This is a genomic window from Acanthopleuribacter pedis (genome assembly GCF_017377855.1).
GTDB lineage: Bacteria > Acidobacteriota > Holophagae > Acanthopleuribacterales > Acanthopleuribacteraceae > Acanthopleuribacter > Acanthopleuribacter pedis.
This window is the reverse complement of sequence record NZ_JAFREP010000033.1, coordinates 89,777-115,340: the sequence shown is the minus strand read 5'-3', so window position 1 is coordinate 115,340 and position 25,564 is coordinate 89,777. Positions and strand designations below refer to the sequence as shown.

The following is a 25,564-nucleotide window of genomic DNA, read 5'->3' as shown; positions in this document are numbered from 1 at the left end:
GCCCGGACAACAGCAACAGCCGCCTCTACTACGACGCCGACGGTCAGTTCGAGGCCCTGACCGTCCAAAAACCCGACGGAAGCTACGCCGTGCAAAACGCCGTCCTGCGCGACGCCCACAACCGCGTACAAGCCGTCCACACGCCGACCCGCACCACCCGATTCCACTACGACGGCCTCAACCTGAGCAACATCATCGACACCGAGGGACGCCGCATCCACTACGCCGAATACGACGAAGCCGGCCGCCCGCTGCGTTTAACCCTGGAACGCGACACCCAAAAACAAGCCGACCTGGCGGTTGCGTACCACAACAACGGCCAGCCACGCTGCATCACCCTGCGGCCCAGCGCCGGTCACCCCGAGCGCTTCCATTTCAACGCCTTGGGTGACCTGGTCCGCCACGAACGGCCCCACCGCGCCGCATCCGAGGTGCAGTTCAATGCCTGGGGCGCGCCGCAATCGCTGACCTACGACGCCGGCAACGGCCCCGAAACCCACCTCCTCTTCGCCGAGGGCGATAACCGCGTCCTGCAATTCCCCAACCAGGTATTTGCCGAGGTCGACACCCAAGGCAGGGTCACCACCCTGGGTTACCCCGGCCTCGCACCCAAAACCACCGACTACGACGCCGAAAGCCGGCCCGTGGTCATCAGCGAGGGCAACCACCCCGCGCGGCGCATCGCTTGGCGCGACGGCCGCGTCGACTTCCTGATCGCCGAGGCGCCCGTCCATCCCGCCGGCGGCACACCCATCTCGGAAACCATCACCCCGGCCTACGATGCGACGGGCCGGGTCGTGCAACTGACCCACGCCGACGGCCGCGGCGAACAGTTCGTGTACCCGGCCGGATCCAAGGACCTCACCCGACTAGAACGCTTCACCGACGCCAACGGCGTGACCCAAAGCTACCGCACCAACCTCAACCGATTAACCGGCGTTCAAATTGAAGGCGGCCCCAGCCTCAACTACCAATACGATCCCGCCGGCAACCTGACCGAGGTCTCGGTCGCGAACATGCACACGCGCTACGAAGGTTGGCAAGAAGGGTACCCCACGCAAATGACCTGGGGCGACGGCACCGCCTTCACCGTCACCAAGGAAAACGGCCTGCTCAAAAGCATCAGCAGCACCGACACCTTCGAACTCAGCCTCGAATACGAAACCGGCGGCAACGGCTTGAGCGAGGATTGCGACCAAGCGGTAAATTATTCCGGTGCCAAACTCACGCGGGTCACCCGCGCCGGCCCGGACCTGCGCGAAACGCTGGTACCAAGTTACAACCCCAACCACACCTTGGGCGAGGTGCGGGTGGAGCGCGAGATCGCGGACACGGGCAACGGCCCCCAAAAAGCGCCGGAGACCTTGTCCTTCACCGAAAGCTACGGCAACGGCGACAAACAGTTGCTCACCCAACTGACGCTGGTCCTCCACGACCAACCCAGCCCCTCGGGAAGCGACGACTTGGTGGAAATCCAACTGCGCGGCCGAAGTACGGTCCAGGGCGAGGGCGGCCGCATCGCACAACAAACCAGCGAGGCACCGCGTGCGGTGGTTCAACCGGCGGACCCGGAAACCACCCACCAAGTCGATTGGACCTACCAACCGGAGAACGGCAACCTAACCCAGGTCGACGCCGTCTCAACCAACAAGCAGCGCGGCCGTTACGAACGGGACGGATTCCGCCGCTTGCGCGCCATCGAGCGGGCCGACGGCAGCCGCATCGAGTACGCCTACGACAGCGGGCACCGCCGCATCCGCGCCGCCACCGAGGGCAACCAAACCCCGCTGATCTTCTCGTACCAAGGTTCAAAACTGATCGCGGTAGGCCGCAAAGAAGGCGACGGAGAGCGCTGGACCCACGCGGTGGCCCACGACCCCTTCGGCCCAGCCTTCATCGTCGACCTAGAAAATTCCGACAAGATATGAAAGGCTATCTTCACAACAGATCGGAGCTTCAAGGAGTTATACTGAAGTATGGAGGACTCCTGTTGAGTAAATTGAGACCATTCGAGGGACTAGTAAGAAATCTAGAAGGAAAAATCCCTAAGAGCCAAACTCGTCTGTTCATGGAGAAAGAACAAGCTTATCAAACTTTAAAAAGGAAAACTGGTCAAGATTTTGGATTTGACTCAAAGCAGTGGCGCACTTGGCTCAAAGAGAACGGGTATCTTTAGTCTAAACTACTCACCAAGCTCATAATGTCCCAAAAATAACCGTGCCATCATTTCACACTATAATCCGCTCCTCGCAACGAGATTCAACAGTTGGATTCAGGGAAAACTGCCGATTATATTGTCAGAGAGTAGGCTATTTTTCGTGGAAACGTATTATTTGGACGCACCTCGGCCCCCAAATGCCAACCGAATCCACATTATTCACAACCTGAAACACGATCATAAAAACTGAGCAGACCACCCAGGCGGGTTCGTCGCCTGATCCTTCCCTCTGGCTGGTACTCTGCCGGCCGGACACCAGCCGATTCGCAAGACCATGGCGTGGGCGCTCCTCGTTGTAAAATTCGGTGTACTCACGCAAAAGGTATTCAAGTTGTCCTTTGGAGAAAATCACAAACCGATCCAGGCATTCTTCCCGAATGCTTCGAATCACCCGTTCCACATGTGCATTCAGGTTCGGTGATCGGGGCGAAAACTTCACCGTGGTCACTTCAGCCGCCGCCAAGGTTTGCTTAAATCGGTCACCGAAAACCGTCGCCCGATCATGAATCACATGCAACGCGCGGGGGCAGATCGAGGCACTCAGCCACGGGACCGAACAGCCCACCGCCCAGGCGCCGCCCACCGCGACAGAGGATCGCAACAACCTCAACCTGTACCTCGGCTACGATGCGCGGGGCCGCTTACAAACCAGCATCGACCCGCGCGGTCTGAAGCTCACCCGCGCCTAGTAAGGCGGGTAGGAAGATCTTCAACCGCGCACCCAACAACGCGAACAAATATGCGGGCTAACGGTTGTAGGGATCGCGAACCACCAAGGAGCCGCGTGCGTTTTTGAGGCGGAGGCGGTATTTGGCGTTTTTGCGTAGGCCGGTCGGGTGTTCGTAGGTGAGGGTGTAGTGGCCCGCCATGGTGCCGTTGATCATTTTGACGGCGCGGTTCGGCCAGCGGAACAGGCTCCAGTAGGCGCCGCCCGTTTGGACCGATAATTTGGCCATGCCCTCGGCCAATGAGTGGTAATCGGCAAGGGTCAGGTCGAGAGAGAATACCGAAACATCCGCCTCAATCAATTCCTCCACCGCGCGGTAGTAGGTCCCGTTGTAACGCATCCCGGCCGACGGGCTCCAGCTCCCGATGCCCCAACCGACAAAGATCAGGTTCTTGGCACCGTTAAAGTTGCGCAAGGCTCGGGCAAGTTCGAGAAATGCGGTCTCTACATCAGCCACCTCGCGGCCGCGTTCCTCGGAGAAATAAGGCGTGAGGGTTGGGTAATTAGCCGCGTAAAAAACGACCTCGGGATCGGACTGGACCGCTTCCCACAAGGCGTCTTCGAGTATGTCTGTATCGCGGGTGAAATCACTTTTCATCTGGAGGTGGCTGTGGAAAGAAAAAACGGCGGTATAGCCGTCAGTCGGCAAACTGTCCACGACCTGTTGCGTGAAGCCGCGGCTGCGCACCATACCCGAAAGGCGCTCGGGGTTAATCGAACCTTGGAAAAAGACGACGGTAAACTTTTCTTTGCCGTAGCCCGGCTCGCCGGGCAGGGGCCCCATCTCATCAATAAAGGCGTGGTCGGTTTGCTCAAGCTCCGGCTTCCAATCGGGGTCAACAACAGCCCGTTCGACCGGGAGACGACGGTCAACCCATTCACAATCGAGAATGGGTACCGCCTTTTTTCCAATTTTCAATTGGAAGTTCTCGGCCTGAAGGCCTGCGACGGGTTGGCCCAGGCGGTCCACGACACGCACCTCAAAAACGACCCGGCCCACGGTGAGATCTTCCTGGATTTCCAACTCTTGTGCCGAAAACCCGAGTGGGAATAACAACAACCCAATCAGCCAATGTACCTTGGAGACCACCACCACCTCCCTAGGGAGAAAACGTTGAACCGCGGAACGGGCAAACATACTCCTTAAAACGCGTCAACGGGGTTGCACCCCCAACGCGAGATCAGAAGCTGCTGATCTCGACGTTGTGAAGCAACCCCGCTGCACAGCACGTAAACCTCACAAGCGTGAGCCCTACGCGCCCAATTTTTGGCTTCAAGAAGTCCGACGGCGCAGCGTCAGTTCTTCAAAAACCCGTCCATGTCTTGCAAGCATTTACCAAGATCGGACATTAAGGGATGGTAACAATCCCAGGTCCATTGGAACGCCCGAAGCCGCTCTTCCTTGTTCATGCTTTCAAGCGCAAGACGAAAGACTTTATATTCACCGGAAAACAATTTCTGGTCCTGTGACTCACGCAGAATTTGTTTGGCCCAGTTACGTTGGAAGGCCTCATTGAGACGGCGCAGGTTGCGACTACGAATCGCCTGGCGCACGGCCTGCAACGTGGTGGTTTTTTCAAGGTCCGTATCGAGTTCAATCATCGACGGCCTCCAAAGATCGTCTTTCAAACTAAATCGACCGTGGCAACGAGAACCATAAGAAATGCGGCATGGCCATGCAATTGCGTTCTCACCACCCAAGACTGTGCCCGACAGAACTTGGTTCGATTCAACATTCTTTTTCATAAGAAAAAGCTTGAGTAGCTTCCATTTTAAGGGGAGGCCGGCGGTGCATCAAGACGCTTTGCGCCAAAAATTCTCAAAGTTGCATTGAATCCAACAACAACAAAAGATAACAGAAGACGGCTCTTCACCCGTGCTTCTGACATATCTGCCATGGATCACCGTGACGCCTTGAAAATAACTGCTAACTGCTTACAAAGGGTTTCATCAGCCAGGACATGACGCAAGGCACCTGCCCCGCCAAGCTCCTGAAACCGTTGGTACTCCAAGGGGTCTAACTGAAGAGCGACCACTTTTTTCCGTTGTTCGGGCGGCGCGGGTTTCGGTTCACGCCCGCGCGCACGCGCACCGGCGGTTTGCGCTTGGTTACGGTGACCCTCAAAGGTGTTTTCTTCAACCTCGTCATGCTCCTTGGGCCACGGTTGGGGTTGACGGGTCGGCTTCTTGTTCTCGCTCATGGCGCGCTCCTCACGGCGTTTGCCCCATTGTAACCACGGCGAGGCCGAAACCCAAGCACACCAAAACGGCACCGGAATAGTGAATTCCTTGCGTAGCGACAAAAGCGCAAGCGCTTTGGGCTACAATGATTCTTTCCCTATCGCGGCGCGGTTGCGCTTGTCGCGGTTACGCTTACCGCGGTAGCCGCTTATCATGGAGATGCCATGGATCCCTTTTTTCAAGAAGCCCCAACCTTGGGCAATCCCTTTGAACGGGACACCCACCTGCAAGCGGTCATCAAACGCTTTTGCCCACCGAACGATCATGCGGCCTTGCAGGCAACCTTATCCGACTTGGGTTCACGCGCGGCGGGCGATCTGGCCGCCGCGGCGGCTTCGGCCGAACGAAACCCCCCGCGTCACATTCCCTTCGATCCTTGGGGTCGCCGCATCGATCACATCGAAACCGATACGGGTTGGCGCCGCCTCCAGGACGCGGCGGCCGAGCTGGGTATCATCGCGGACGCTTACGAACGTCCTCACGGCGCTTGGTCGCGTTGGCACCAGGCCTTAAAACTGCTCCTTTACCATCCCTCTTCGGCGGTGTTTAGCTGTCCACTGGCGATGACCGACGGCGCGGCAAGGGCGTTGGAACTCTATGGCGCGGGCGACGACCAACACGCCGTTTTCAAACATCTGACCAGCCGCGAGCCGGCCCATTTTTGGACGTCCGGTCAATGGATGACGGAACGAACCGGGGGCTCCGATGTGGGTGGAACCCAAACGGTCGCCCGACCAGACGGTCACGGCGGCTATTTGCTTCAGGGTACCAAGTGGTTCACCTCGGCGACCACTTCCGAAATCGCCATGACCTTGGCCAGGATCGAAGGCGATCCGGCGGGCAGCAAAGGGCTCAGCTTGTTTATGGTCAAACTGCGCGACGCGAAGGGCGCACTCAACCACATCACGGTTCATCGTCTAAAAGATAAACTGGGTACCAAGGCGCTGCCCACGGCCGAGCTAACCCTGGAAGGCACACCGGCGACCTTGATCGGCGGCGCGGGTGGTGGCGTGCGAAAAATAGCGTCTCTATTTAACATCACCCGCATTTACAACGCTTTATGTGCGGTTGGCGGCATGCGTCGGGCGTTGCTCCTGGCCAAGGATTACGCGGAGAAACGCACGGCGTTCGGTAAACCCATCATGGAACATCCCCTCCACCAAACCACCTTGGCCCGCTTGGATGCGGAAGCGAGCGCCTGCCTTTTGCTGGTGCTGCACACGGCGCGGTTGCTGGGGAAGGTGGAGTGCGGCGACGCGGACGACGGGGAAACCAAGCTTCTGCGCATCCTGACGCCGATTGTCAAACTGTACACGGCGAAAGTCGGTATCGCGGTCACCAGCGAGGCGTTAGAGTGTTTCGGCGGCGCGGGTTACGTGGAGGATACCGACCTGCCACGTCTGCTGCGCGACGCCCAGGTGCTTTCCATTTGGGAAGGGACAACCAATGTGTTGTGTTTGGATGTATGGCGATCAATTGAACGGGAGCACAGCCTCCAGGCGCTGGAAACCGAATTTTCCACCCGCTATCAAGCGATCCAGGATCCGGCCTGTCGCGAGCTTGCCGATCTTTTCAAAACCCGTTTCATGGAAGCCACGGCATTTTACCGCGAGGGAATCGCCCAAAACCCCCGACAGATCGAGGCGGCCATGCGCGAGATCGTCCTAGACTGGTCTCGTGCCTATGCGGGGCTGCTCCAGGTCGAACACGCCCAGTGGGAACACGCCCAGGACGGAGGCGAGGTGGGTTTGGCGGCGGCCAAGTTCACGGCCTCACCCAGCGGCTCTGGTTTGCGGAACCACCCGAACATCGCGCCCGAAACCCTGCGTCAGTTGGCGCGACGTTAATCCGATTAGCACGAGGCAGTCATGGATTCACTCACCCAGATGGTGCTCGGCGCGACGGTCGGCGAAGCGGTACTCGGTAAAAAAGCGGGACGGCGCGCGCTTTTTTGGGGCGCCTTTGCCGGAACAGTCCCCGATTTGGATGTCCTGGTTTACCCCTTGTGGAACGACGTGGAACGGCTGGTATTGCACCGCGGCTTCAGCCATTCCCTACTCGTTCTGGCCCTTGCCGCGCCGCTCCTAGGCGGTGCGGTAAAGCGCATCCACGGGAATTTGGACGTCTCCTGGCGGGAATGGTCGTGGCTGATGTTTTGGTGTCTTATCACCCATCCCCTCCTCGACTGTTTCACAACGTACGGCACCCAACTGGCTTGGCCGTTCAGCAGCTACCCGGTCTCCTGGAACTCCATTTTTATTATCGATCCGCTGTACACCCTGCCATTGTTGTTTGCGACGATTACCGGGTTGTGGTCGCCCAAAGATCGCGATACCCGCACACGCATCATTACGATGTCCCTCCTACTCAGCAGTAGCTACCTCGCTTTAACCCAGTTCAACAAGCACCAAGCCCTGGCGGTTTTTCGAGAAGCCATTGTGAAAGAACCCCAACTACGCGGCGATGGTCGGTGGATGACGATGCCGGGGGTATTCAACAACGTGGTTTGGCGCGGTTTGTACCTAGAGGACGATACCCTCTACGAAAGTTATTACTCGTTTTTCGGGGACAAGGAAAGGGTGCGGTTTCGGGTCATTCAGCGCGGGAAAGCGGTGCGCGCCCGGCTCGGCGAGCACGAACAGCTAGAGCGGCTCATTCGGTTCAGCAAGGGTTTTTACCTGCTGCGCCAAGAACCGGATCGCGTCGTATATACGGATGTCCGCTTCGGCGGTCAGGATTATTACGCGTTTCGCTACCAAATCCACCCCGATCAAACAGACAAAGACCGACAGGTTACGCGGCTGCCAAGGGCAAAACCACCCGAGGATTATTTGGCGAATGTGTGGCGACTCCTTAAAGGCGAGCCCTATTTACCGGCGGAACAAGCAAGCAATCAGCCACCTATTCCTAAAGAATAAGCCACCAATGCCTAGTGCATATCTTTCATAACGCGCTCACGCACGGAATCGAGATCAAGGCTCTCTTGTTTCTTAGGGCGCCGGGTGCCCATGAGGATGTAACCCATCACACAGCACATCAAAAAGATGAACCCAAAAGGGGCCATCCAGGCAAGCATACCCAGCCAATTTTTGTCGGGAATGGCGAAAATAACGCGGGCTTCCTCGTTGCCTTCAAATCGCATATCGCGAAGCAATTGATGGATCTCGGCTTCGCTTTTGCCGCCAACCACCCCGCTTTTGATTTCAGCCAAAACATCTTGGGCCATGGGGCTCTCGTGAAAAGCCACGGGGATCATGTTTTTGCAGCAGGGGGCCACCACGGAAATGGCGACTTTCTCATAAAGTTTGGCCTGTTTGGCGTCCAGCTCTTTGGGCACCACCAACTGCTGTCCATAAACGGCGAATCCCATCAACAATAAGCAACCGATTAAACCACGCATGCGTCCTCCCAGCGCGTTATTATACCCGAAGCGGGCGAAACCAACCGGAAGCGACCCAATCTATTTCACCGGCGAGCCGGAAGGAGCAAGGATGCCCCACTATTTCGATATTTCGCCTCTGATTTCGCCTGAACTGGCGGTATTTCCCGGAGACACGCCCTTTGAACGATTGATCGCCATGGATTTTGATCGCGGCGACCATCTCGGTTTGTCCAGTATTCGCGGCACGGTCCATCTGGGCGCCCACACGGACGCACCCAATCATTACGATCCCAATGGGGTCGGCATGGACGGCGTCGATCCCACGCTTTACCTGGGTCGTTGTCAGGTTTTTCGCGTGGCTTGTGCATCGGGCGCGCGCATCTGTGCAAAGGATTTTGCACTTGATAGGGTGAACTGCGCCAGGGTGTTGTTTGCAACCGGAAGCTTTCCCGACCCCAATCAGTGGAACGACGATTTTAACAGCCTTGAGCCAAACCTCATCCAAGCCCTTTACGACAAAGGGGTTCGCTTGGTCGGCATCGACACACCGTCCATTGATCCAGCCACCTCGAAAGCGCTGGAGTCTCACCAAAAGGTTAAAGACTTGGGGATGGGCATTCTCGAAGGCGTGGTCCTCCAGGATGTGTCCCCCGGGGCCTATATCCTCTCCGCGCTGCCACTAAAAATAAAAGATGCGGACGCTTCACCGGTAAGGGCGTTGCTGTTTCCAGCCGATAGCGATTGGCGCACCTGGTAAGCGAAACGGGTTAGCCCGCATTTCTCACAAGAAATTCTGCGACGAATCCGAAACCCATGCGATTACGAGGGGGCGGCCATCCGCATTACTCGGTCGGGCCGCCTTCGCCTCAGCTGCTACGCCGAATGGTCGGACCCCTAGCCGTCTCTCGGTCGTAATCTTCGTACTCACAAGGTTTTCTGCTTCTCGCGACGAATCCTTGTGAGAAATGCGGGCTAGCGGTACAGGAACCGCTTAAGGAGACGCTGCCACAAGGCGCGGTCCGGGGGAATTTCGGCAAGGGTTTTCAAGGCAACCGCGGCTTGTGAACGCGGAATGAGACCTTTTTTGGCACGGGTCCGCACCAAGTCTTCCACGATTTCGGCGTAATACTCGGGGTGCCCCTGCATACAAAAAACCTGGTCACCGATCATAAAAATCTGGTTGGGCGACTGTGGCGTGGTCCCGAGCAAGAGGGCACCGGGAGGTAATTCGTGGACCTCATCCTGGTGAGATTCGAGCACGGATAAAGCGGGCGGGAACCCTTCACTCAAAGGAAGCTCGAAAAAGGCGGGTTCAAGGCGGATATCGATAACGCCCACTTCCCAACCTTTCACGGCCCGGTCGGAGCGACCGCCCAAGGCGCCGGCGACGGCCTGGTGCCCAAAGCAAAAACCCAACAACTTGTGGCCGTCGGCAAAACGGGCACGAATAAAATCCTTGAGGCGATGGATCCAGGGTTCATCGGCATGGGCGTCGGAAGCGCTGCCGGTAATCACCCACGCGGAGAAGACGCTGGGATCCTCGGGGTATTCCTCGGCGGTGGCGTCAAACAAAACCCAGTTGTCCGGTGAATCCGCCAAGAGCTCGATGAACATCTCGCCGTAGGTTCCATAGTTTTTAAGGGTGAACTCGGTAGGATGACCCGTGATTAAAACGCCGACTTGCACAACCGTCCCCCCAGAAATCAAAAAAGCCCCGTTGCCGGGGCTTCTTAATTAAGCTTCGGCAGTTTCTTCCGAAGCTTGACCTTGCATGGGGTCGTAACCGACCAATTCGATGAAGGCCATTTCAGCACCATCACCTAAGCGACGTCCTTTTTTCAGGATGCGCGTGTAACCGCCGTTGCGGTCTTTGTAGGTGGGGCCGTATTCATTGAGCAATTTTTTGGTGATTTCTTTGTTTTGCAAACGAGAAAAAACCACCCGGTGTGCGTTGGGCGTCTGCTGTTTAGCGATGGTGATCAAACGCTCAGCATAACGACGCAGTTCCTTTGCTTTAGCAACAGTCGTAGTAATACGACCATGCTCGAACAAGGAAATCGCGAGACCTTTCAGCAAGGCTTTGCGCTGATTGGTGTTGCGGTTGAGTTTTGAGTATCCCTTTCTGTGTCGCATGATCTGTTACTTCCTAAGATTTTCTAAATCAATCTGCATCCCTAAGGTCAAGCCCATTTGAAGGAGAATCTCTTTAATCTCGTTAAGGGACTTACGACCAAAGTTCTTGGTTTTGAGGATTTCGGATTCCGTCTTTTGAACCAGTTCACCGATGGAGCGGATGTTGGCGTTTTTGAGGCAGTTGTGGGAACGAACGGAAAGTTCGAGTTCGTCGACGCTGCGTTCCAGCATCTCGCGCAACTTCTCTTTTTCTTCGTCTTTCTCTTTGGCCGGTGCATCCTCGGGAACGCTCTCGAAATGAACGAAAATGCTCAACTGCTCACGCAACAAGTTGGCGGCGTAAGCCAGCGCGTCTTTGGGATGTACAGAACCGTTGGTGGTGATCTCGATGGTCAGCTTGTCGTAGTTCGAGTTCTGACCGACGCGGGCACTGCCAACGGTGTATTTGACAATAGAGAGGGGACTGTGACCGGAATCAAGCGGGATAAAACCGATTTCGAAGTCATCGCGATAGTTGTCTTCAGCAACAACATAGCCGCGGTTCATTTCAACCATCAGTTCCATTTTGAGGTGGGCATTCTCAGCGAGCGTGGCGATATGAATCGACTTGTCGAGAATATCCACATCGGCATTGGTAACGATGTCATTGGAGGTCACATCGCAAGGACCGGTAACATCCAAGTGAATCCGTTGGGGTTCTTTGCTGTGCATTTTGATCGGAATGGTTTTGAGGTTAAGGATGATATCCGTAACATCTTCAGCCACACCGGGTACCGCCGTAAACTCGTGCAACACCCCGTCAATCTTGACGGCCGTAATGGCCGCGCCTTCGATTGAAGACAAAAGCGTTCTGCGCAAAGCGTTACCAATGGTGGTGCCAAAACCGCGTTCGAAAGGCTGACAGAAGAACTTGCCGTAGCTTTCGGTCATTTCCTCTTCATTGAATTCAATGCGTCGCGGTCTTTGGTAAGTTTTCACTTGCATCATAATGGCAATCCTCCGCCGTCGATTATCGGACCAATTAAACGTCTTGGTCGTGGGTTCTCGCTTGAAGAGCTGAGGTTAGACCCGACGCCGTTTGGGCGGACGGCAACCATTGTGGGGAATCGGCGTAACGTCTTTGATGCTTTTGATTTCAAAACCCAAAGCGTGCAACGCACGAATGGAAGATTCCCGACCGGCACCGGGGCCGGAGACCTCGATGTCAATCATTTTGACGCCGTAGTCTTTGGCTTTGGTACCCGCCGTGGAGGAGGCTACCTGGGCCGCAAAGGGGGTGCCTTTGCGGGAACCGCGAAAACCTTGACCACCGGACGACGCCCAAGAAAGGGCGTTACCGTCTTTATCGGTGAACGTAATAATGGTGTTGTTGAAGCTGGCTTGGATGTGAACCACACCGTGCACAACGGTGCGGCGATCCTTTTTGCGAGTGCCTTTTTTGGCCGCTTTACCTTTACTCATGAATCACTGGCTCCAATTCTATTTCTTCTTACCCGCAATCGCGATGCGGCGACCGCGCTTGGTGCGAGCGTTGGTGTGCGTCCGTTGACCGCGGCAAGGCAAGTTGCGCTTGTGGCGGTTGCCACGGTAGCAGCCAATTTCCATCAGACGCTTGATGTCCAAGCTGATGCGTTTGCGAAGGTCACCTTCAACCTCAGCACCCTCTTGAATCACGCGGCGCAAGGTAGAAGTTTCTTCTTCAGTCAGATCTTTTACTTTTGTACCGAAATCGATACCACACTCAGTCAAAATTTCGTGAGCGCGCATACGGCCAATACCAAAAATGTAGGTCAGGCCGATTTCAATTCGTTTATTGTGGGGTAAATCAACCCCGGCAATACGTGCCACAACTAGCCTCCAAAGAGATTCCACGACACAATGTACACGGATTATTTGTAGCGATAGACAATCCGTCCGCGGGTCAGATCATAGGGTGAAAGTTCAACAAGTACTTTGTCGCCTGGCAGAATCCGAATGAAGTTTTTCCGCATTTTACCGGAAATGTGAGCCAAAACCTTGTGTTTGTTTTCAAGCTCTACTTGAAAAGTCGCATTCGGCAGCGTTTCTAATACTACCGCCTGCATTTCAATCGCGTCTTCTTTAGCCACTTAAGTCACCCACTCCTTATGTTTTCCGAGTACGCGGACCACCTCTTGGGAAGCCTCACGCGGGCCAACTCGCAATCCTACCCTAATTAAAGGGTAGGAGCAACTGCAAAAACCTGCTACGCGTACCGACGAGTTCGAATCTTCGATCCACCCGCGGATGAGGTAAATCCATCGTATTTCCGCATCACTAGTTGGTTGTCGATTTTGTTAATAAAGTCCAGAGCGACGCTGATAATAATCAGCAAGCTGGTGCCGCCCAAGGCGTTCGCGAGCGTGACGCCCGTCCCGTCGTTCAGCATCGCCGGCAGGTATTCCGCGAAGAGGTCGCCGCCCATCCAGGAAGGCAAACGGTTCAACTGGAGACCCATCATGATGAAGCTGGGAACGATACTGACGATAGAGAGGTACAAGGCACCCCAAAACGTCAGACGGTTCAAAACACGCTCGATGTATTCCTGGGTTTCGATACCCGGGCGAATGCCGGGGATGAAACCACCCTGTTTTTTCAAGTTTTCAGCCGTGTCTTTGGGGTTAAACAACATTTCCACGTAAAAGAACGTGAAGAACATCGTTGCAGCAAAAAACACCACGTTACTCAGAGGTCGGCCGTAAGACAATTGATCCAAAATCGTGTACATGACCTGGTTGTTGGTCTCGTCTACCGTGTTTAACAACATGGAAGGGATTTGGATAATAGAGGCCGAGAAAATAACCGGAATAACGCCCGCGGAGTTGACTTTGAAAGGCAGGTGACTGCTACCGCCGCCACCTTGGCCTTCTTTGCCCATCCGCTTGGCGTATTGGATGGTGATTTTGCGAATGCCCAGTTCAAAGAACACAACGAAAACAATTGTGCCGGCGACGACGGCAAGAACCAAAGCCATGATCGGTGCGGGAATCGCGCCGCTCTGAACTTGGTTCCAAATTTCGCCCACGGAACCCGGAACAATAACAACGATACTCGCGAAAATGATCAACGAGATGCCGTTACCAATGCCGTTTTCGGTAATCTTTTCACCCAACCACATGATCAAAATGGCGCCGGTGGTCAGCGTGACCATCGCCACAACGCGGAAAGCCATGGTGCTTTCGAGTGTGATCATGGAGCCGTTGCCCTGATCCATGCTGATCAGGAGCTGGGTAATCCCCCAGGAGTGCAGGATTGCAAAGCCCACCGTCAAATAACGGGTGTAGCGATTGATCTTGTTACGCCCTTGCTCGCCTTCTTTGGCGAGGCGTTCTAGGTAAGGGACGGATTTCTGTAGGATTTGCAGGATGATGGAAGCCGTAATGTAGGGCATGATGCCCAACGCGAACACCGCCGCGTTGGCCAATGCACCACCACTAAACGTGTTGGCCATGTCCAACATGTTGCTGCCGGCCAAATCGAACAAATGCGCAATTTCCTTGCTGTCGATTCCCGGCACCAGCACCAAACAACCCAGTCGGTACAGAAATAGGATACCCAGCGTAAAGAAGATCCTCTGGCGGAGATCCTTAATTTTGAAAATGTTTTGGATGTTTTCGATTACCTTGTCCATGTTGTCGTCTCTTTAACAAGTGTATTGGCGCGAGGTTAACCCTCGATGACGACGCACTTGCCGCCGGCCTTTTCGATCTTTTCTTGGGCGGACTTAGAAAACTTATGCGCGTGGAAGGTGATTGCCTTGGTCAACTCGCCGTCGCCAAGAATCTTAACACCATCGCGTGTGTTTTTGATAAGCCCCAACTTGCGGTAGTCTTCCAAGGTGACTTCGCTTACGTCGCGATTTTCAAACATGGAAACATTTAAAACAACCCATTCTTTACGAAAGATGTTTTTGAAACCACGCTTGGGAAGGCGGCGCTGCAAGGGCATTTGACCACCCTCAAAGCCACGCTTACGGCTGTAACCACTGCGGGATTTTTGACCTTTATGGCCGCGGCCCGCGGTTTTACCGTTTCCTGACCCGGGACCACGACCGACGCGCTTTTTGTTGCGCGTCGCACCGTCGTTGGGTCGCAATTCATTCAACTTCATGGCCGAATCCTTTTACTCAACGATTTCCAGAAGGTAATCGATCTTTTTGATTTGCCCGCGAACCTCGGGGCAATCTTTCAGTTCTTTCACCTGGTTCACTTTGCGAAGACCCAAAGAACGAGCCACGCGCACGTGCGTTTTCAGTTTGCCGGGAAAGCCGCGTTTCAAACGAACTTTGATGGTGCTCATTACGCCCTCTCTTTCGTTAGATCACGACCACGAGCACGGGCGTACTCGGTGGGATCGTGCAGTGCTTCCAAAGCTTTGAAGGTGGCTTTGACAATGTTGATCTTGTTATCGGAACCAAGCGACTTGGTGACGATATCGCGAATGCCGGCGGCTTCCACCACCGAGCGAACCGCACCACCGGCGATAACGCCGGTACCTTCGGGAGCCGGTTTCAGGAGAACCTGGCCGGCGCCGGAGCGCTCGTTGACTTCATGAGGAATCGTACCGTCGATCAAAGGAATCTTGATCATGTTTTTCTTAGCGACAGCAACCGCTTTTTTAATCGCGGAAGGTACTTCCAAGGCTTTACCTTGACCGAACCCTACTTGGCCTTCGCCGTCACCGACAACCACCATGGCGGAAAACGCAAAGTTTTTACCACCTTTAACAACCTTGGTGACGCGACGAATGACGACTACACTGTCTTTGAGGTTCATCTCATTAACCGTTGCTTTGTTACCTTTCACCGTATGCTCCTTTGCGTGCCTGCTTAGAATTTAAGGCCGGCTTCGCGCGCAGCTTCGGCAACCGCTTTCACGCGACCGTGATACTGGAAGCCGCCGCGGTCGAAAACAACGCTGGTAATGCCTTTATCCATCAGGCGTTTGGCAATCGAGGAACCAATTGATTTGGCTGCGTCGATGTTGCCGCCGTAGTTGCCGGATGCTTTAAATTCTTTTTCCATGGTCGACGCGGAGGCAAGGGTGGTGCCGGTAACGTCGTCGATAGCCTGGACGTAGATTTGTTTCAAACTGCGGAAAACGGCCAAACGTGGGCGCTCGGAGGTGCCGGATACCGTTTTCCGAATGCGACGGTGAGAACGCTGTCTCAAGTCTTTTTTGCTCTTTTTCATCGAAAAACGCTCCTATTACTTACCGGACTTACCGGCTTTGCGCAGGATCTGTTCGCCGAGGTAGCGAACGCCTTTACCTTTGTAGGGCTCGGGCTTACGCAGGCTGCGAATGTTGGCGGCAACTTGTCCAACCAACTGCTTGTCAATACCTTCCACGGTTAGCACGATGGATTTGGTTTGACGATCCTGTTCGGACGTCGCTGAGATGCCGTTGGGCAAAGGGAAGTTGATAGGGTGTGAGTAACCCAGGTGCAACTCAACCGTTTGACCTTTGACGTTAACACGATAACCGACACCAATGATTTGGAGGGATTTTTTGAAACCCTCGGTTACGCCGACCACACAGTTATTGGCCAGGGCACGGGCAAGGCCGTGTTTGGCGCGGGTGGGGCCGTCGTCGTTGCCGCGAGAGAAAGACAGCTTGCCGTCTTCCATTTTCGCTTCGATCCCGGCGGGGATCGGCGCGGTCAACTTGCCTTTGGGGCCTTCGACGAACAAGGTATCGCCTTCGATTTTGGTTTTAACATTCGTAGGAATTGCGATTTCTTTAAGTCCAACACGTGACATGTTCGCCTCCCTTACCAGACCTGACAGAGGACTTCGCCGCCGACACCCAAGTAACGGGCTTTGTGGTCGGTCATGATGCCTCTGCTGGTCGTAATGATGGCAATCCCGATACCACCCAAAACTTTGGGAAGGTTGGCTTTGCCGGCGTAAACGCGGCGGCCGGGACTGGAGACACGGTTCAAACCGTTGATGAGCGGTTTACCGTTCGAGTCGTACTTCAAGTAAACGCGAATGATGGGATGGCTGCGCTTGGCGTCCACCACTTTAAAATTCTTAATGTAACCCTCTTCTTTGAGGATTTTTACAATGGCTTGCTTTTGCTTGGAACTGGGCACGTCCACTTTGTCGTGACCGGCCATGTGGCCATTGCGGATGCGGGTTAACAAATCAGCAATAGGATCCGTTACCATGATCGCTGCTCCTTAAATCAACATAAAAGTCGGCTTGGTCCGCGCGCCGGAATGGGAAGGGGGCGCGGAGCGGGACTTAGTTTTTACGGAATGGGAAACCCAGTTGCGCCAACAGAGCGCGCGCGTGGTCATCCGTTTGGGCGGAAGTCACAATACAAATGTTCATCCCGCGAGATTTGTCGATTGAGCCGTAATCGATCTCTGGAAAGATCAGCTGATCCTTTAATCCGAGAGTGTAATTCCCACGACCATCGAATGCCTTGTTTGAAACTCCACGAAAGTCACGAACACGGGGCAATGCGATATTCACCAGGCGATCAAAAAATTGATACATCCGTTCGCCGCGTAAGGTAACACGGCAGCCGATGGCCATCCCTTCTCTTAATTTAAAGTTGGAGATGGACTTTTTCGCCCGGGTTACCACGGCCCGCTGTCCGGCAAGTGCGGAGAGCTGTTCCACGGCGTTGTCGAGAACCTTGTTGTTCGCAATGGCTTCACCGACACCCATGTTAATCACGATCTTTTCAAGCTTTGGCACCTGCATGACATTGCGGAGTGCCAACTCTTCTTTCAGTTTGGGGCGAATAGTTTCCCGATAATTCTTTTCAATACGGTCCATTTTTGCCTCTTGGAGGTTGATTGCGTCGAACCGGTTGGTTCAGTTAGTCAATCACCGTGTTGGTACGTTTTGAAACACGAACTTTTTTGTCGTTGCGAATTTCAAAACCAACGCGGCATGGTTTGTCGTCACTGGGATCGACCAGTGCAACATTGGAGATGTGAATCGGTGCTTCGATATCGATGATACCGCCTTCTTGAACCTGGGAAGCACGGCGGTGCTTCTTAACCATGTTCCAGCCTTCGACCACAACGCGGCCTTTGGCGTGATCAACCTTGAGGACTTTGCCCTTTTGGCCGATGTCTTTGCCGGCGATAATCGCTACGGTGTCACCTTTTTTAATCTTTGCTGCCATTTCTACTCACCTATATCTGCCGAGGTTTCGGGTTGCTTAGAGAACTTCAGGTGCGAGGGAAACAATTTTCATAAATTTCCGGTCGCGAAGTTCACGTGCAACAGGGCCGAAAACACGGGTACCGATTGGTTCGCCGTCTTCTTTGACGAGCACGGCCGCATTTTCTTCGAAACGAATGTAAGAGCCGTCTTTGCGACGGTATTCTTTGCGCTGACGAACAATAACGGCTTTTACAACTTTTTTCTTTTTGACGGTGCCGCCGGGAATTGCTTCCCGCACGGAAGCCGTGATGATGTCACCCAACTGCGCCACGGACGCCGTGTCGCCACCGTGAGGGTGGATACACAGGATCTTTTTGGCACCGCTGTTATCGGCAACATTCAAGATGCTTCCCATTTGAATCATGGCTTGTTTTCCTTGAAATCAAACTTCGCTTACTTGCCCACAACGCGGACGAGACGCCAGGTCTTATCCTTAGACAAGGGACGAGACTCAATGATTTCAACGACATCACCGATTTTGGCAACGTTGTTCTCGTCATGAGCCTTGAATTTTTTGGACTTTTTAACGGTGCGCTTGTAGAGCGGGTGGTTCAACTTACGTTCGGTTTTGACAACAATGGTTTTGTCCATTTTGTCGGAAACCACCACACCGGTACGCTTCACCTTCTGACCTCTGGTATTTTCCATAAGTCTTTACCTATCCTGTTAGCTATTCTGCGTGGCGCGTTGCGTTTGAATGGTTTTCATACGCGCGATGTCACGCCGTTTTTGACGAATCTGGATGGGGCTCTCGACAGTGCCGATCGCGTTACCCAAACGAAGATGCATCAGTTCTTTTTCGGTGTTCGCGATGTGCTCGGCGATGGCCTCGTCCGTCATGTCGCGAATCTCTTTGATCTTCATGCGTTACTCCTCACCGTGGCGCATCACGAACTTGCACTTAATGGGCAACTTCTGAGCCGCGATATCAAATGCGGAGCGCGCCAGCTCGGGGCTGACCCCTTCCATTTCGAAAAGGATTTTGCCGGCATGGACTACGGTAACCCAGTGGTCAACGGAGCCTTTACCTTTACCCATACGGGTTTCGGCCGGTTTACTGGTGATGGGTTTGTCTGGAAACATGCGGATCCAGATTTTCCCGCCCCGTTTAATGTGACGGGTCATAGCGATACGGGCAGCCTCAATTTGACGACTGGTTAACCAGCCAGACTCCATAGCCTTCAGACCGTATTCACCAAAAGCTAATTCAGCGCCGCGGGTTGCGACTTTGAATTTCAAATTTTTCTGTACCTTGCGGTACTTGGTGCGATTGGGCATCAACATGACGCGTATCTCCCTCTATGCACACGCAAGGACACACAGCCTCAAAAGGAGGCCGTGTCGCCTTCGCGATGGATCGATTTAGCCCTTGTTAACCCAAACTTTAACGCCGATGATGCCGTAAGTCGTTAAAGCTTCAGCAAAGCCGTAGTTCACGTTGGCACGCAACGTCTGAAGTGGCATCTGGCCGGAAAGGTATTCTTCGGAGCGGGCGATCTCGGCGCCGTTCAGACGGCCCGAAACCTTGATTTTAATTCCTTTCGCACCAAATCTCAACGCATTTTCTTCAGCTTTTTTCATGGCACGGCGGAAGGAAATACGACGCTCGAGTTGTTGGCAGATGTTTTCCGAGATGAGCTGGGCTTCCAGTTCAGGTTTTTTGACTTCTTTGATGTTGATGGTGACATCTTGGTTGGTACGTTGAGAAATCCAGTGTTTGAGTTTCTCGACTTCCGAACCTTTCTTCCCGATGATGATACCGGGACGAGCGGTCAAGATGTTCAATTTCAATTTATTGGCTGCTCGCTCAATGTCGATGCGTGAAACTGACGCGTTGCGAAGTTTATTCTTCAAAACTTTGCGCAGATTCAAGTCAAGGTGCAGGTAGTCGGCATACTCTTGACGCGCGATCCACTTTGAGGACCAGTTTTTGTTCATAACCAGGCGAAAACCGGTTGGATGGACCTTCTGACCCACGTGAAACCTCCGTTACCCTTCTAATTGAGAGAGCTCAATGCTGATGTGATTGAAACGCTTGTTGATGCGGAACGCACGGCCCATGGCGCGCGGTTGGATGCGTTTCATGGTGGGTCCTTCGTCGATTACCGCCTTGGAGACGTACAGATCATCGGGATCGATGGTGCCGTCCTTTTGCATCGCGTTGGCAACCGCCGACTTGAGGCATTCTTCGATGTGGCGCGCCGCACGCTTGGGCGAGAAGGCGAGGATGGACAGGGCCTTGTCGACCTTCTGACCGCGGATCTGGTCTACAACCAGTCTCGCCTTGCGGGCGGAACCACGAATGTATTTCGCTTTTGCTTTGGCAATCACGCTGTCACCCCTTACCTTCTGGAACCTTTTTGGTTTTTCTGGCCGGCGTGGCCGCGCCAGGTGCGCGTGGGCGAGAATTCACCCAGCTTGTGGCCAACCATGTTTTCCTGGACGTAAACCGGGATGAACTTTTGGCCGTTGTGCACGGCGAAGGTCATACCAATCATTTCAGGCACGATGGTAGACCGACGTGACCAGGTTTTAATCACTTTGTTGTCGCCACGCTCGGCGGCACCTTCGACCTTCGCCATCAAGTGGTGATCAACGAAAGGCCCTTTTTTTAACGATCTTGGCATTTCATGCTCCTTCCAGCGATCTCAATTACTTGTTGCGGCGGCGAACAATCATCTTGTCGCTGGCCTTCTTGCGGCGGGTTCTCCAGCCTTTGGTGGGTTTACCCCAAGGCGTACAAGGGTGACGGCCACCGGAAGAACGCCCTTCACCACCACCCATGGGGTGATCGACGGGGTTCATGGTGACGCCGCGGTTGTGGGGTTTTTTACCCGTCCAACGTTTGCGGCCCGCTTTACCAAGCTTCTTGATCTCGTTTTCCATGTTGCCGACTTGGCCGACAGTGGCACGGCACTCGAGGTGCACGTAACGCACTTCACCGGAAGGCAAACGCAAGGTGGCGTATTCGTTTTCTTTACCCAACAACTGCGCGTAAGCACCGGCGGAGCGTGCCATTTGGCCGCCTTTACCAATTTTCAGCTCGATGTTGTGGATCAAGGTACCGATGGGGATGTTGCGCAGCGGCAAGCAGTTGCCGGGCACGATATCGGCGTCGGCACCGGATTCAACGCGGTCGCCGGATTTGAGGCCGACAGGCGCGAGGATGTAACGGTACTCACCATCGGCGTATTTCAACAGGGCGATGTGGGCGCTGCGGTTGGGATCGTACTCGATCTGAACCACGGTGGCCGGAACGCCGTCTTTGGTACGTTTGAAGTCGATCATACGGTAACGACGCTTGTGGCCGCCGCCGCGGAATCGAATGGTGATGCGACCCTTGTTGTCGCGACCGCCGGACTTGGACAGACCTTGGGTCAACTTCTTTTTCGGGCCGGTTTTCGCCAACTCCTTGTTAATGGGCAACTTGAGACTGCGCACACCCGGGGAGGTTGGTTTAAATGATTTCATAGCCATTGGAACTACTCCTCTCTGTTTCCTTAGGTGCCTTCGAAGTACTCGATTTCACCTGAGCCGGGCTTCACGGTCACGTAGGCCTTTTTCCAAGCGGCGGTTTTGCCAATGTGGCGACCGACACGGCGTTTCTTAGGCTTCACGTTGGACGTACGAACATCGGTCACTTCCACGTCGAAGTGTTTTTCGACAGCGGCTTTGATTTCGATCTTGTTGGCGTCGGGACGGACACGAAAGACATAAACGTTGTCTTTGCTTTTTTCGGCCATGCTCTTTTCAGTTAAGTGCGGGGCCTGCAGAATACGAGTCAGACGTTCACTCATTTCTTCAATACCTCCTGGAGATGCAGGGCGGCCTCTTTGGAAATGACTAACTGATCGTATTTCAACAGATCGTGGATGTTCAGACCCAAAGTGGTGACGTGCTTGACGGTGGGGATATTGTTGGAGGCGCGCTCCAGGTTTTGGTTACCCTGCAAGTCCACCACCAGAACTTTGCCTTCTTGACCCAGGGTACTGATCACACCGATCAGGTTGCGGGTCTTGTGGTCGGCGAGCGCCAGTTCGTCAACGATCTTGATTTGACCGTCGGTAACCTTGGCAGACAACGCGGAGCGCAATGCGCCACGACGTTTTTTCTTGGGGAAGGCATAGTCATAGCTACGCGGTTGTGGGCCGTGAACGGTACCACCGCCACGCCACTTGGGGGTGCGGATCTCACCGACGCGGGCACGACCGGTGCCTTTCTGTTTCCAGAGCTTGCGGCCGGAACCGGCAACCTCGGAGCGAACTTTGGTTTTGGCAGTGCCTGCCCGGCCTTTGGCCAGGTAGTGGTTCACCGCTTCCCAAATCAAATGGCGATTCAATGGAGCGGCAAACACCTCGTCGGCCAATTCAACTTCGCCGACTTTTTCGTTTTTCAATGAAAAAACTTCTGCTTTGGGCATTTCCCTTCTCCTTAACCTTTGCGAATCGCGACCAAGCCGCCCTTGGCACCGGGAACCGCCCCTTTAACCAACAGCAAGTTTTGATCTTCGATAACCTGAACGATTTTCAGATTTTTCACGGTCACTTTCTTCGCGCCCATGTGGCCTGGCAATTTCTTACCGGGAAAAACACGGCTGGGCGTGGCACACTGGCCGATAGAGCCTGGTGCACGTTTGAAGTGGGAACCGTGGGTCATGCGACCGCCACCGAACCCGTGACGTTTGATAACACCCTGAAAACCTTTACCTTGAGAGGTAGCGGTTACGTGGATTTTCTCGTCAACTTCAAAGCTGTTGACCAGAACTTGATCGCCCACGTTGACGGCGTCGCCGGCGTCGATGCGAAACTCTTTCAAGTGGCGCATGGGTGCGATGTTGTTTTTCTTCAAGTGACCCTGTTCGGCCTTGGATTGCTTTTTGGGAGCTTTTTTCTCTACCAAGCCGATTTGCGCAGCCGTGTAACCATCATTCTCGAGGGTTTTCACCTGCGTGACCACGCAAGGACCCGCTTCGATAACAGTGACGGGTACGACGCGTCCAGAGTCGTCATAAACCTGGGTCATGCCCAGTTTTTTGCCTAGAATTCCTTTGATCATCCTCTCACTCCTAACTTACGCTAACCGAACGGCTGCTGCTTACTTGGTTTTGGCGTAGGTTTTGATTTCCACATCTACCCCGGCAGGCAAGTCGAGCTTCATAAGTGCTTCAACAGTCTGTGAGGTCGGTTCGAGAATGTCGATTAACCGTTTGTGGGTGCGAGATTCAAACTGCTCGCGAGATTTTTTATCGACGTGAGGCGACCGCAAAACGGTGTACTTCCGTATTCTGGTAGGCAGCGGTACCGGGCCGGCGATAACGGCGCCGGTGCGCTTGGCCGTGTCGACAATCTGACGCGTCGACTGATCCAGAATTTTGTGATCGAAGGCCTTCAATCGAATTCGAATGGTTTCATTGATCATCCCATACTCCTGATTCCATCGCCAGATACGCCCATTTGAGGTGCGTATTTCTCCTGAATGGCTCTCGGTGCTTCCGCGTACTGCGAAAACTCCATGGAGAACGTGGCTCTCCCTTGAGAAACCGATCTTAAGGCGGTTGAGTAACCGAACATGTTTGCCAAAGACACATGGGCCCGCACCACGTGCAAGTCACCACGGGATTCCATATTCAGGATGCGACCGCCGCGCGTGTTTAAATCGCCGACAACCGATCCCATGTACTCTTCCGGTGTGGCCACCTCGACGTTCATCACGGGTTCGATAAGAACCGCTTGCGCTTCGCGTGCCGCCCGTTTGAACGCCATGGTTGCGGCTACTTTAAAAGCCACATCGCTGGAGTCCACGTCGTCGAAAGACGCGTCGTGCAACGCTACCTGAACATCAACCATTTCAAAACCGGCGATGGCACCGGAACGCGCGGCTTGAAGCACGCCTTCCTGAACAGCGTCGGCAAAGACTTGGGGTAAGGTGGTCTCGTTGGTGAGGTTTTCGAAGCAAACCCCGGCGCCGCGTTCGGCCGGTTTGACCGACAATGCGACGCGCGCAAAAATGCGCTTCCCGGTGAGCTGACGCTCGTAGGTCTCGTCGACCCGCGCCTCGCCAATCACCGTTTCGCGATAGGCAACCTGGGGTTTACCCACATTTGCTTGCACGTTAAAGTCACGAATCATCCGCTTCACCAAAATTTCCAAATGGAGTTCGCCCATGCCGGAAATAATGGTTTGGCCGGATTCTTCGTCAACCCGCACCTGGAAGGTGGGATCTTCGAGGGCCAATCGATCCAGGGTCTGACTCAGTTTGTCCTGATCCGCCTTCGTTTTCGGTTCAATCGCAATGTGAATTACCGGCTCGGGGAAATCCATGCGTTCGAGCAAAAGCGGTGAATCGGGATGACAAATGGTGTCCCCGGTGACCACGTTCTTGAAACCGGCGATGGCGACAATGTCCCCGGTCGCGGCTTCTTTAACTTCTTTTTGTTTGTTGGCGTGCATTTGGAAAAAGTGGCCAATTCGTTCGTCGCGGTTTTTCGCAACGTTAAACACTTTTTCACCGGACTTCACCACACCCGAGTAGATACGGATGTAGGCCAAATCGCCGTACTTGTTACCGGCAATCTTGAAAACCAACGCGGAAAACGGTTCGTCGTCGCGGGCTTCGCGGCGAACTTCCTCGCTGTAGTCGAGTGAATGCCCCACAACCGCGCCGATATCGGCGGGTGAAGGCAGGTAGTCGACCACCGCATCAAGCAGTGGCTGAACCCCTTTGTTCTTAAATGAAGAACCACACAGAACCGGCACACCTTGTAAGGTCAAGGTCAGCCGGCGCAAGGCGGTTTTCATTTGCTCGACCGTCAACGCACCTTCTTCGAGGTAGGTTTCCAGCAGGGCCTCGTCGGTTTCGGCCAACGACTCCATCAGCGCCTCACGAGCCGCGTCCACGGTAGCACGATGTTCATCGCTAACCGGCAACCGCTCAAAGGTGCTGTCTTTGTCGTCGCCTTGCCAACTGATGATTTGGTTTTCAACCAAATCAATCACGCCGTTAAATGCATCCTCAATCCCAAGGGGAAGCTGGATGACAAAAGGAACGGCATTCAAACGCTCGGCCATCATTTCGACGACGCGCGCATGATCGGCACCGGCTCGGTCCAATTTATTAATGTAGGCGATCCGTGGAACACGGTACTTGTCGGCCTGACGCCATACCGTTTCCGACTGGGCTTCCACGCCCGCCACCGCGTCATAAATCGCGACGGCACCATCGAGAACACGCAAGGAGCGTTCCACTTCAGCCGTAAAATCAACATGACCGGGTGTATCGATAATGTTGATCCGGTAATCGTTCCAGTGACAAGTGGTAGCGGCGCTGGTAATCGTAATACCGCGCTCTTGCTCGTCTTCCATCCAGTCCATGGTGGCGGTGCCGTGATGCACTTCCCCGACTTTGTAGTTCACACCCGTGTAATACAGAATGCGTTCCGTCGTCGTGGTTTTGCCGGCGTCAATATGCGCCATGATCCCGATGTTTCGATATTTTTCGAGAGACAGATCTCGACTCACGCGCTTGCTCCACAAGTCTCCGAACACTTAAACCGCAATTCGGAGCGAAAATTTCAAGCCAACCCGAGGGTTGTTCTTGCTTGCTTTTTTCTAGGTTGCTTTGCCGGGCGCTTATGTCCCGAAGTTAACTTGTCAAAGAAATAAG

37 protein-coding genes are annotated in these 25,564 nt (G+C 54.3%); 4 read left to right on the top strand and 33 right to left on the bottom strand.

Annotation, left to right across the window (positions count from 1 at the left end):
- On the top strand, positions 1-1,928 hold a 1,928-nt coding region (locus J3U88_RS27805; RefSeq protein WP_207862277.1), incomplete at its 5' end, for a hypothetical protein.
- A 381-nt stretch (positions 1,929-2,309) separates the two neighbouring features.
- Here J3U88_RS27805 and J3U88_RS35445 read toward each other — a convergent pair.
- The 4 genes from J3U88_RS35445 to J3U88_RS27785 form a co-directional block, all read right to left on the bottom strand.
- A complete protein-coding gene (locus J3U88_RS35445; protein ID WP_423842089.1) occupies positions 2,310-2,657 on the bottom strand; it encodes an integrase core domain-containing protein in 348 nt (115 codons plus the stop codon).
- 307 nt (positions 2,658-2,964) lie between these two features.
- The gene (locus J3U88_RS27795) at positions 2,965-4,035 is read right to left on the bottom strand and encodes a hypothetical protein (RefSeq protein WP_207862275.1); all 1,071 of its coding nucleotides are present in this window, start codon (positions 4,033-4,035) and stop codon (positions 2,965-2,967) included.
- A 206-nt stretch (positions 4,036-4,241) separates the two neighbouring features.
- Complete coding sequence (locus J3U88_RS27790) at positions 4,242-4,547, bottom strand: hypothetical protein (RefSeq protein WP_207862274.1); 306 nt, start codon at positions 4,545-4,547, stop codon at positions 4,242-4,244.
- 299 nt (positions 4,548-4,846) lie between these two features.
- A complete protein-coding gene (locus J3U88_RS27785) occupies positions 4,847-5,146 on the bottom strand; it encodes a hypothetical protein (RefSeq protein WP_207862273.1) in 300 nt (99 codons plus the stop codon).
- A 204-nt stretch (positions 5,147-5,350) separates the two neighbouring features.
- On the opposite strand from J3U88_RS27785, the gene J3U88_RS27780 reads away from it, so the two are divergent.
- The gene (locus J3U88_RS27780; protein WP_207862272.1) at positions 5,351-7,033 is read left to right on the top strand and encodes an acyl-CoA dehydrogenase family protein; all 1,683 of its coding nucleotides are present in this window, start codon (positions 5,351-5,353) and stop codon (positions 7,031-7,033) included.
- A gap of 21 nt (positions 7,034-7,054) precedes the next feature.
- A complete protein-coding gene (locus J3U88_RS27775) occupies positions 7,055-8,104 on the top strand; it encodes a metal-dependent hydrolase (protein ID WP_207862271.1) in 1,050 nt (349 codons plus the stop codon).
- An 11-nt stretch (positions 8,105-8,115) separates the two neighbouring features.
- Here the strand turns inward: J3U88_RS27775 and J3U88_RS27770 are convergent, their stop codons facing one another.
- Positions 8,116-8,586, bottom strand: a complete 471-nt coding sequence (locus tag J3U88_RS27770; protein ID WP_207862270.1) for a cytochrome c-type biogenesis protein CcmH — start codon at positions 8,584-8,586, stop codon at positions 8,116-8,118.
- A 91-nt stretch (positions 8,587-8,677) separates the two neighbouring features.
- Here J3U88_RS27770 and J3U88_RS27765 point away from each other — a divergent pair, with 91 nt between their 5' ends.
- Complete coding sequence (locus J3U88_RS27765) at positions 8,678-9,325, top strand: cyclase family protein (RefSeq protein ID WP_207862269.1); 648 nt, start codon at positions 8,678-8,680, stop codon at positions 9,323-9,325.
- A 215-nt stretch (positions 9,326-9,540) separates the two neighbouring features.
- Here J3U88_RS27765 and J3U88_RS27760 read toward each other — a convergent pair whose 3' ends face one another.
- The 28 genes from J3U88_RS27760 to fusA all read right to left on the bottom strand — a co-directional run bounded on the left by J3U88_RS27760 (position 9,541) and on the right by fusA (position 25,419).
- Positions 9,541-10,254, bottom strand: a complete 714-nt coding sequence (locus J3U88_RS27760) for a glutamine amidotransferase-related protein (protein ID WP_207862268.1) — start codon at positions 10,252-10,254, stop codon at positions 9,541-9,543.
- 48 nt (positions 10,255-10,302) lie between these two features.
- Positions 10,303-10,701 (bottom strand): 50S ribosomal protein L17, encoded by a 399-nt coding sequence (gene rplQ, locus J3U88_RS27755; RefSeq protein WP_207862267.1) that lies wholly within the window; start codon positions 10,699-10,701, stop codon positions 10,303-10,305.
- Between the two features lie 6 nt (positions 10,702-10,707).
- Entirely contained in the window at positions 10,708-11,688 is a 981-nt protein-coding gene (locus J3U88_RS27750) for a DNA-directed RNA polymerase subunit alpha (protein WP_207862266.1), read from the bottom strand.
- Between the two features lie 75 nt (positions 11,689-11,763).
- Positions 11,764-12,162 carry a 30S ribosomal protein S11 gene (gene rpsK, locus J3U88_RS27745; RefSeq protein ID WP_207862265.1) on the bottom strand — a complete coding sequence of 133 codons (399 nt, stop codon included), beginning with the start codon at positions 12,160-12,162 and terminating at the stop codon, positions 11,764-11,766.
- An 18-nt stretch (positions 12,163-12,180) separates the two neighbouring features.
- The gene (gene rpsM / locus J3U88_RS27740) at positions 12,181-12,549 is read right to left on the bottom strand and encodes a 30S ribosomal protein S13 (protein WP_207862264.1); all 369 of its coding nucleotides are present in this window, start codon (positions 12,547-12,549) and stop codon (positions 12,181-12,183) included.
- 41 nt (positions 12,550-12,590) lie between these two features.
- Positions 12,591-12,809: a translation initiation factor IF-1 gene (gene infA, locus J3U88_RS27735; protein WP_207862263.1), complete on the bottom strand. Its 219-nt coding sequence runs from the start codon at positions 12,807-12,809 to the stop codon at positions 12,591-12,593.
- Positions 12,810-12,925: 116 nt separating this feature from the next.
- Positions 12,926-14,350 carry a preprotein translocase subunit SecY gene (gene secY, locus J3U88_RS27730; RefSeq protein WP_207862262.1) on the bottom strand — a complete coding sequence of 475 codons (1,425 nt, stop codon included), beginning with the start codon at positions 14,348-14,350 and terminating at the stop codon, positions 12,926-12,928.
- Positions 14,351-14,385: 35 nt separating this feature from the next.
- On the bottom strand, positions 14,386-14,829 hold the full coding sequence (gene rplO, locus J3U88_RS27725) for a 50S ribosomal protein L15 (protein WP_207862261.1): 444 nt from the start codon (positions 14,827-14,829) through the stop codon (positions 14,386-14,388).
- 12 nt (positions 14,830-14,841) lie between these two features.
- Positions 14,842-15,018 carry a 50S ribosomal protein L30 gene (rpmD, locus tag J3U88_RS27720; protein WP_207862260.1) on the bottom strand — a complete coding sequence of 59 codons (177 nt, stop codon included), beginning with the start codon at positions 15,016-15,018 and terminating at the stop codon, positions 14,842-14,844.
- Positions 15,018-15,494, bottom strand: a complete 477-nt coding sequence (gene rpsE / locus J3U88_RS27715; protein ID WP_207862281.1) for a 30S ribosomal protein S5 — start codon at positions 15,492-15,494, stop codon at positions 15,018-15,020. The genes rpmD and rpsE overlap by 1 nt, the downstream gene beginning before the upstream one ends.
- Before the next feature lie 53 nt (positions 15,495-15,547).
- The gene (rplR, locus tag J3U88_RS27710) at positions 15,548-15,910 is read right to left on the bottom strand and encodes a 50S ribosomal protein L18 (RefSeq protein ID WP_207862259.1); all 363 of its coding nucleotides are present in this window, start codon (positions 15,908-15,910) and stop codon (positions 15,548-15,550) included.
- Between the two features lie 15 nt (positions 15,911-15,925).
- On the bottom strand, positions 15,926-16,477 hold the full coding sequence (gene rplF, locus J3U88_RS27705; RefSeq protein ID WP_207862258.1) for a 50S ribosomal protein L6: 552 nt from the start codon (positions 16,475-16,477) through the stop codon (positions 15,926-15,928).
- An 11-nt stretch (positions 16,478-16,488) separates the two neighbouring features.
- Positions 16,489-16,890: a 30S ribosomal protein S8 gene (rpsH, locus tag J3U88_RS27700; protein ID WP_207862280.1), complete on the bottom strand. Its 402-nt coding sequence runs from the start codon at positions 16,888-16,890 to the stop codon at positions 16,489-16,491.
- A gap of 73 nt (positions 16,891-16,963) precedes the next feature.
- Positions 16,964-17,506 (bottom strand): 50S ribosomal protein L5, encoded by a 543-nt coding sequence (gene rplE, locus J3U88_RS27695; protein ID WP_207862257.1) that lies wholly within the window; start codon positions 17,504-17,506, stop codon positions 16,964-16,966.
- A 43-nt stretch (positions 17,507-17,549) separates the two neighbouring features.
- Positions 17,550-17,861, bottom strand: a complete 312-nt coding sequence (gene rplX / locus J3U88_RS27690) for a 50S ribosomal protein L24 (RefSeq protein ID WP_207862256.1) — start codon at positions 17,859-17,861, stop codon at positions 17,550-17,552.
- 36 nt (positions 17,862-17,897) lie between these two features.
- On the bottom strand, positions 17,898-18,266 hold the full coding sequence (gene rplN / locus J3U88_RS27685; RefSeq protein WP_207862255.1) for a 50S ribosomal protein L14: 369 nt from the start codon (positions 18,264-18,266) through the stop codon (positions 17,898-17,900).
- Positions 18,267-18,295: 29 nt separating this feature from the next.
- Positions 18,296-18,550 carry a 30S ribosomal protein S17 gene (gene rpsQ, locus J3U88_RS27680; protein WP_207862254.1) on the bottom strand — a complete coding sequence of 85 codons (255 nt, stop codon included), beginning with the start codon at positions 18,548-18,550 and terminating at the stop codon, positions 18,296-18,298.
- Positions 18,551-18,568: 18 nt separating this feature from the next.
- The gene (gene rpmC, locus J3U88_RS27675; RefSeq protein ID WP_207862253.1) at positions 18,569-18,766 is read right to left on the bottom strand and encodes a 50S ribosomal protein L29; all 198 of its coding nucleotides are present in this window, start codon (positions 18,764-18,766) and stop codon (positions 18,569-18,571) included.
- 3 nt (positions 18,767-18,769) lie between these two features.
- Complete coding sequence (gene rplP, locus J3U88_RS27670; protein WP_207862252.1) at positions 18,770-19,186, bottom strand: 50S ribosomal protein L16; 417 nt, start codon at positions 19,184-19,186, stop codon at positions 18,770-18,772.
- A gap of 78 nt (positions 19,187-19,264) precedes the next feature.
- Positions 19,265-19,879 carry a 30S ribosomal protein S3 gene (gene rpsC / locus J3U88_RS27665; protein ID WP_207862251.1) on the bottom strand — a complete coding sequence of 205 codons (615 nt, stop codon included), beginning with the start codon at positions 19,877-19,879 and terminating at the stop codon, positions 19,265-19,267.
- Between the two features lie 12 nt (positions 19,880-19,891).
- Positions 19,892-20,233 (bottom strand): 50S ribosomal protein L22, encoded by a 342-nt coding sequence (gene rplV, locus J3U88_RS27660; RefSeq protein ID WP_207862250.1) that lies wholly within the window; start codon positions 20,231-20,233, stop codon positions 19,892-19,894.
- Between the two features lie 11 nt (positions 20,234-20,244).
- Positions 20,245-20,529: a 30S ribosomal protein S19 gene (gene rpsS / locus J3U88_RS27655; protein WP_207862249.1), complete on the bottom strand. Its 285-nt coding sequence runs from the start codon at positions 20,527-20,529 to the stop codon at positions 20,245-20,247.
- A gap of 25 nt (positions 20,530-20,554) precedes the next feature.
- Positions 20,555-21,379, bottom strand: coding sequence for a 50S ribosomal protein L2 (gene rplB / locus J3U88_RS27650; RefSeq protein ID WP_207862248.1), 825 nt, complete (start codon positions 21,377-21,379; stop codon positions 20,555-20,557).
- Positions 21,380-21,402: 23 nt separating this feature from the next.
- On the bottom strand, positions 21,403-21,699 hold the full coding sequence (rplW, locus tag J3U88_RS27645) for a 50S ribosomal protein L23 (protein ID WP_207862247.1): 297 nt from the start codon (positions 21,697-21,699) through the stop codon (positions 21,403-21,405).
- On the bottom strand, positions 21,696-22,322 hold the full coding sequence (gene rplD, locus J3U88_RS27640) for a 50S ribosomal protein L4 (protein ID WP_207862246.1): 627 nt from the start codon (positions 22,320-22,322) through the stop codon (positions 21,696-21,698). The genes rplW and rplD overlap by 4 nt, the downstream gene beginning before the upstream one ends.
- Positions 22,323-22,333: 11 nt before the next feature.
- Entirely contained in the window at positions 22,334-22,957 is a 624-nt protein-coding gene (gene rplC / locus J3U88_RS27635) for a 50S ribosomal protein L3 (protein ID WP_207862245.1), read from the bottom strand.
- Between the two features lie 39 nt (positions 22,958-22,996).
- Positions 22,997-23,320, bottom strand: coding sequence for a 30S ribosomal protein S10 (gene rpsJ / locus J3U88_RS27630; RefSeq protein ID WP_207862244.1), 324 nt, complete (start codon positions 23,318-23,320; stop codon positions 22,997-22,999).
- Positions 23,317-25,419, bottom strand: coding sequence for an elongation factor G (fusA, locus tag J3U88_RS27625; protein WP_207862243.1), 2,103 nt, complete (start codon positions 25,417-25,419; stop codon positions 23,317-23,319). Before fusA ends, rpsJ begins: the two co-directional genes overlap by 4 nt.
- Positions 25,420-25,564 lie beyond the last annotated feature (145 nt).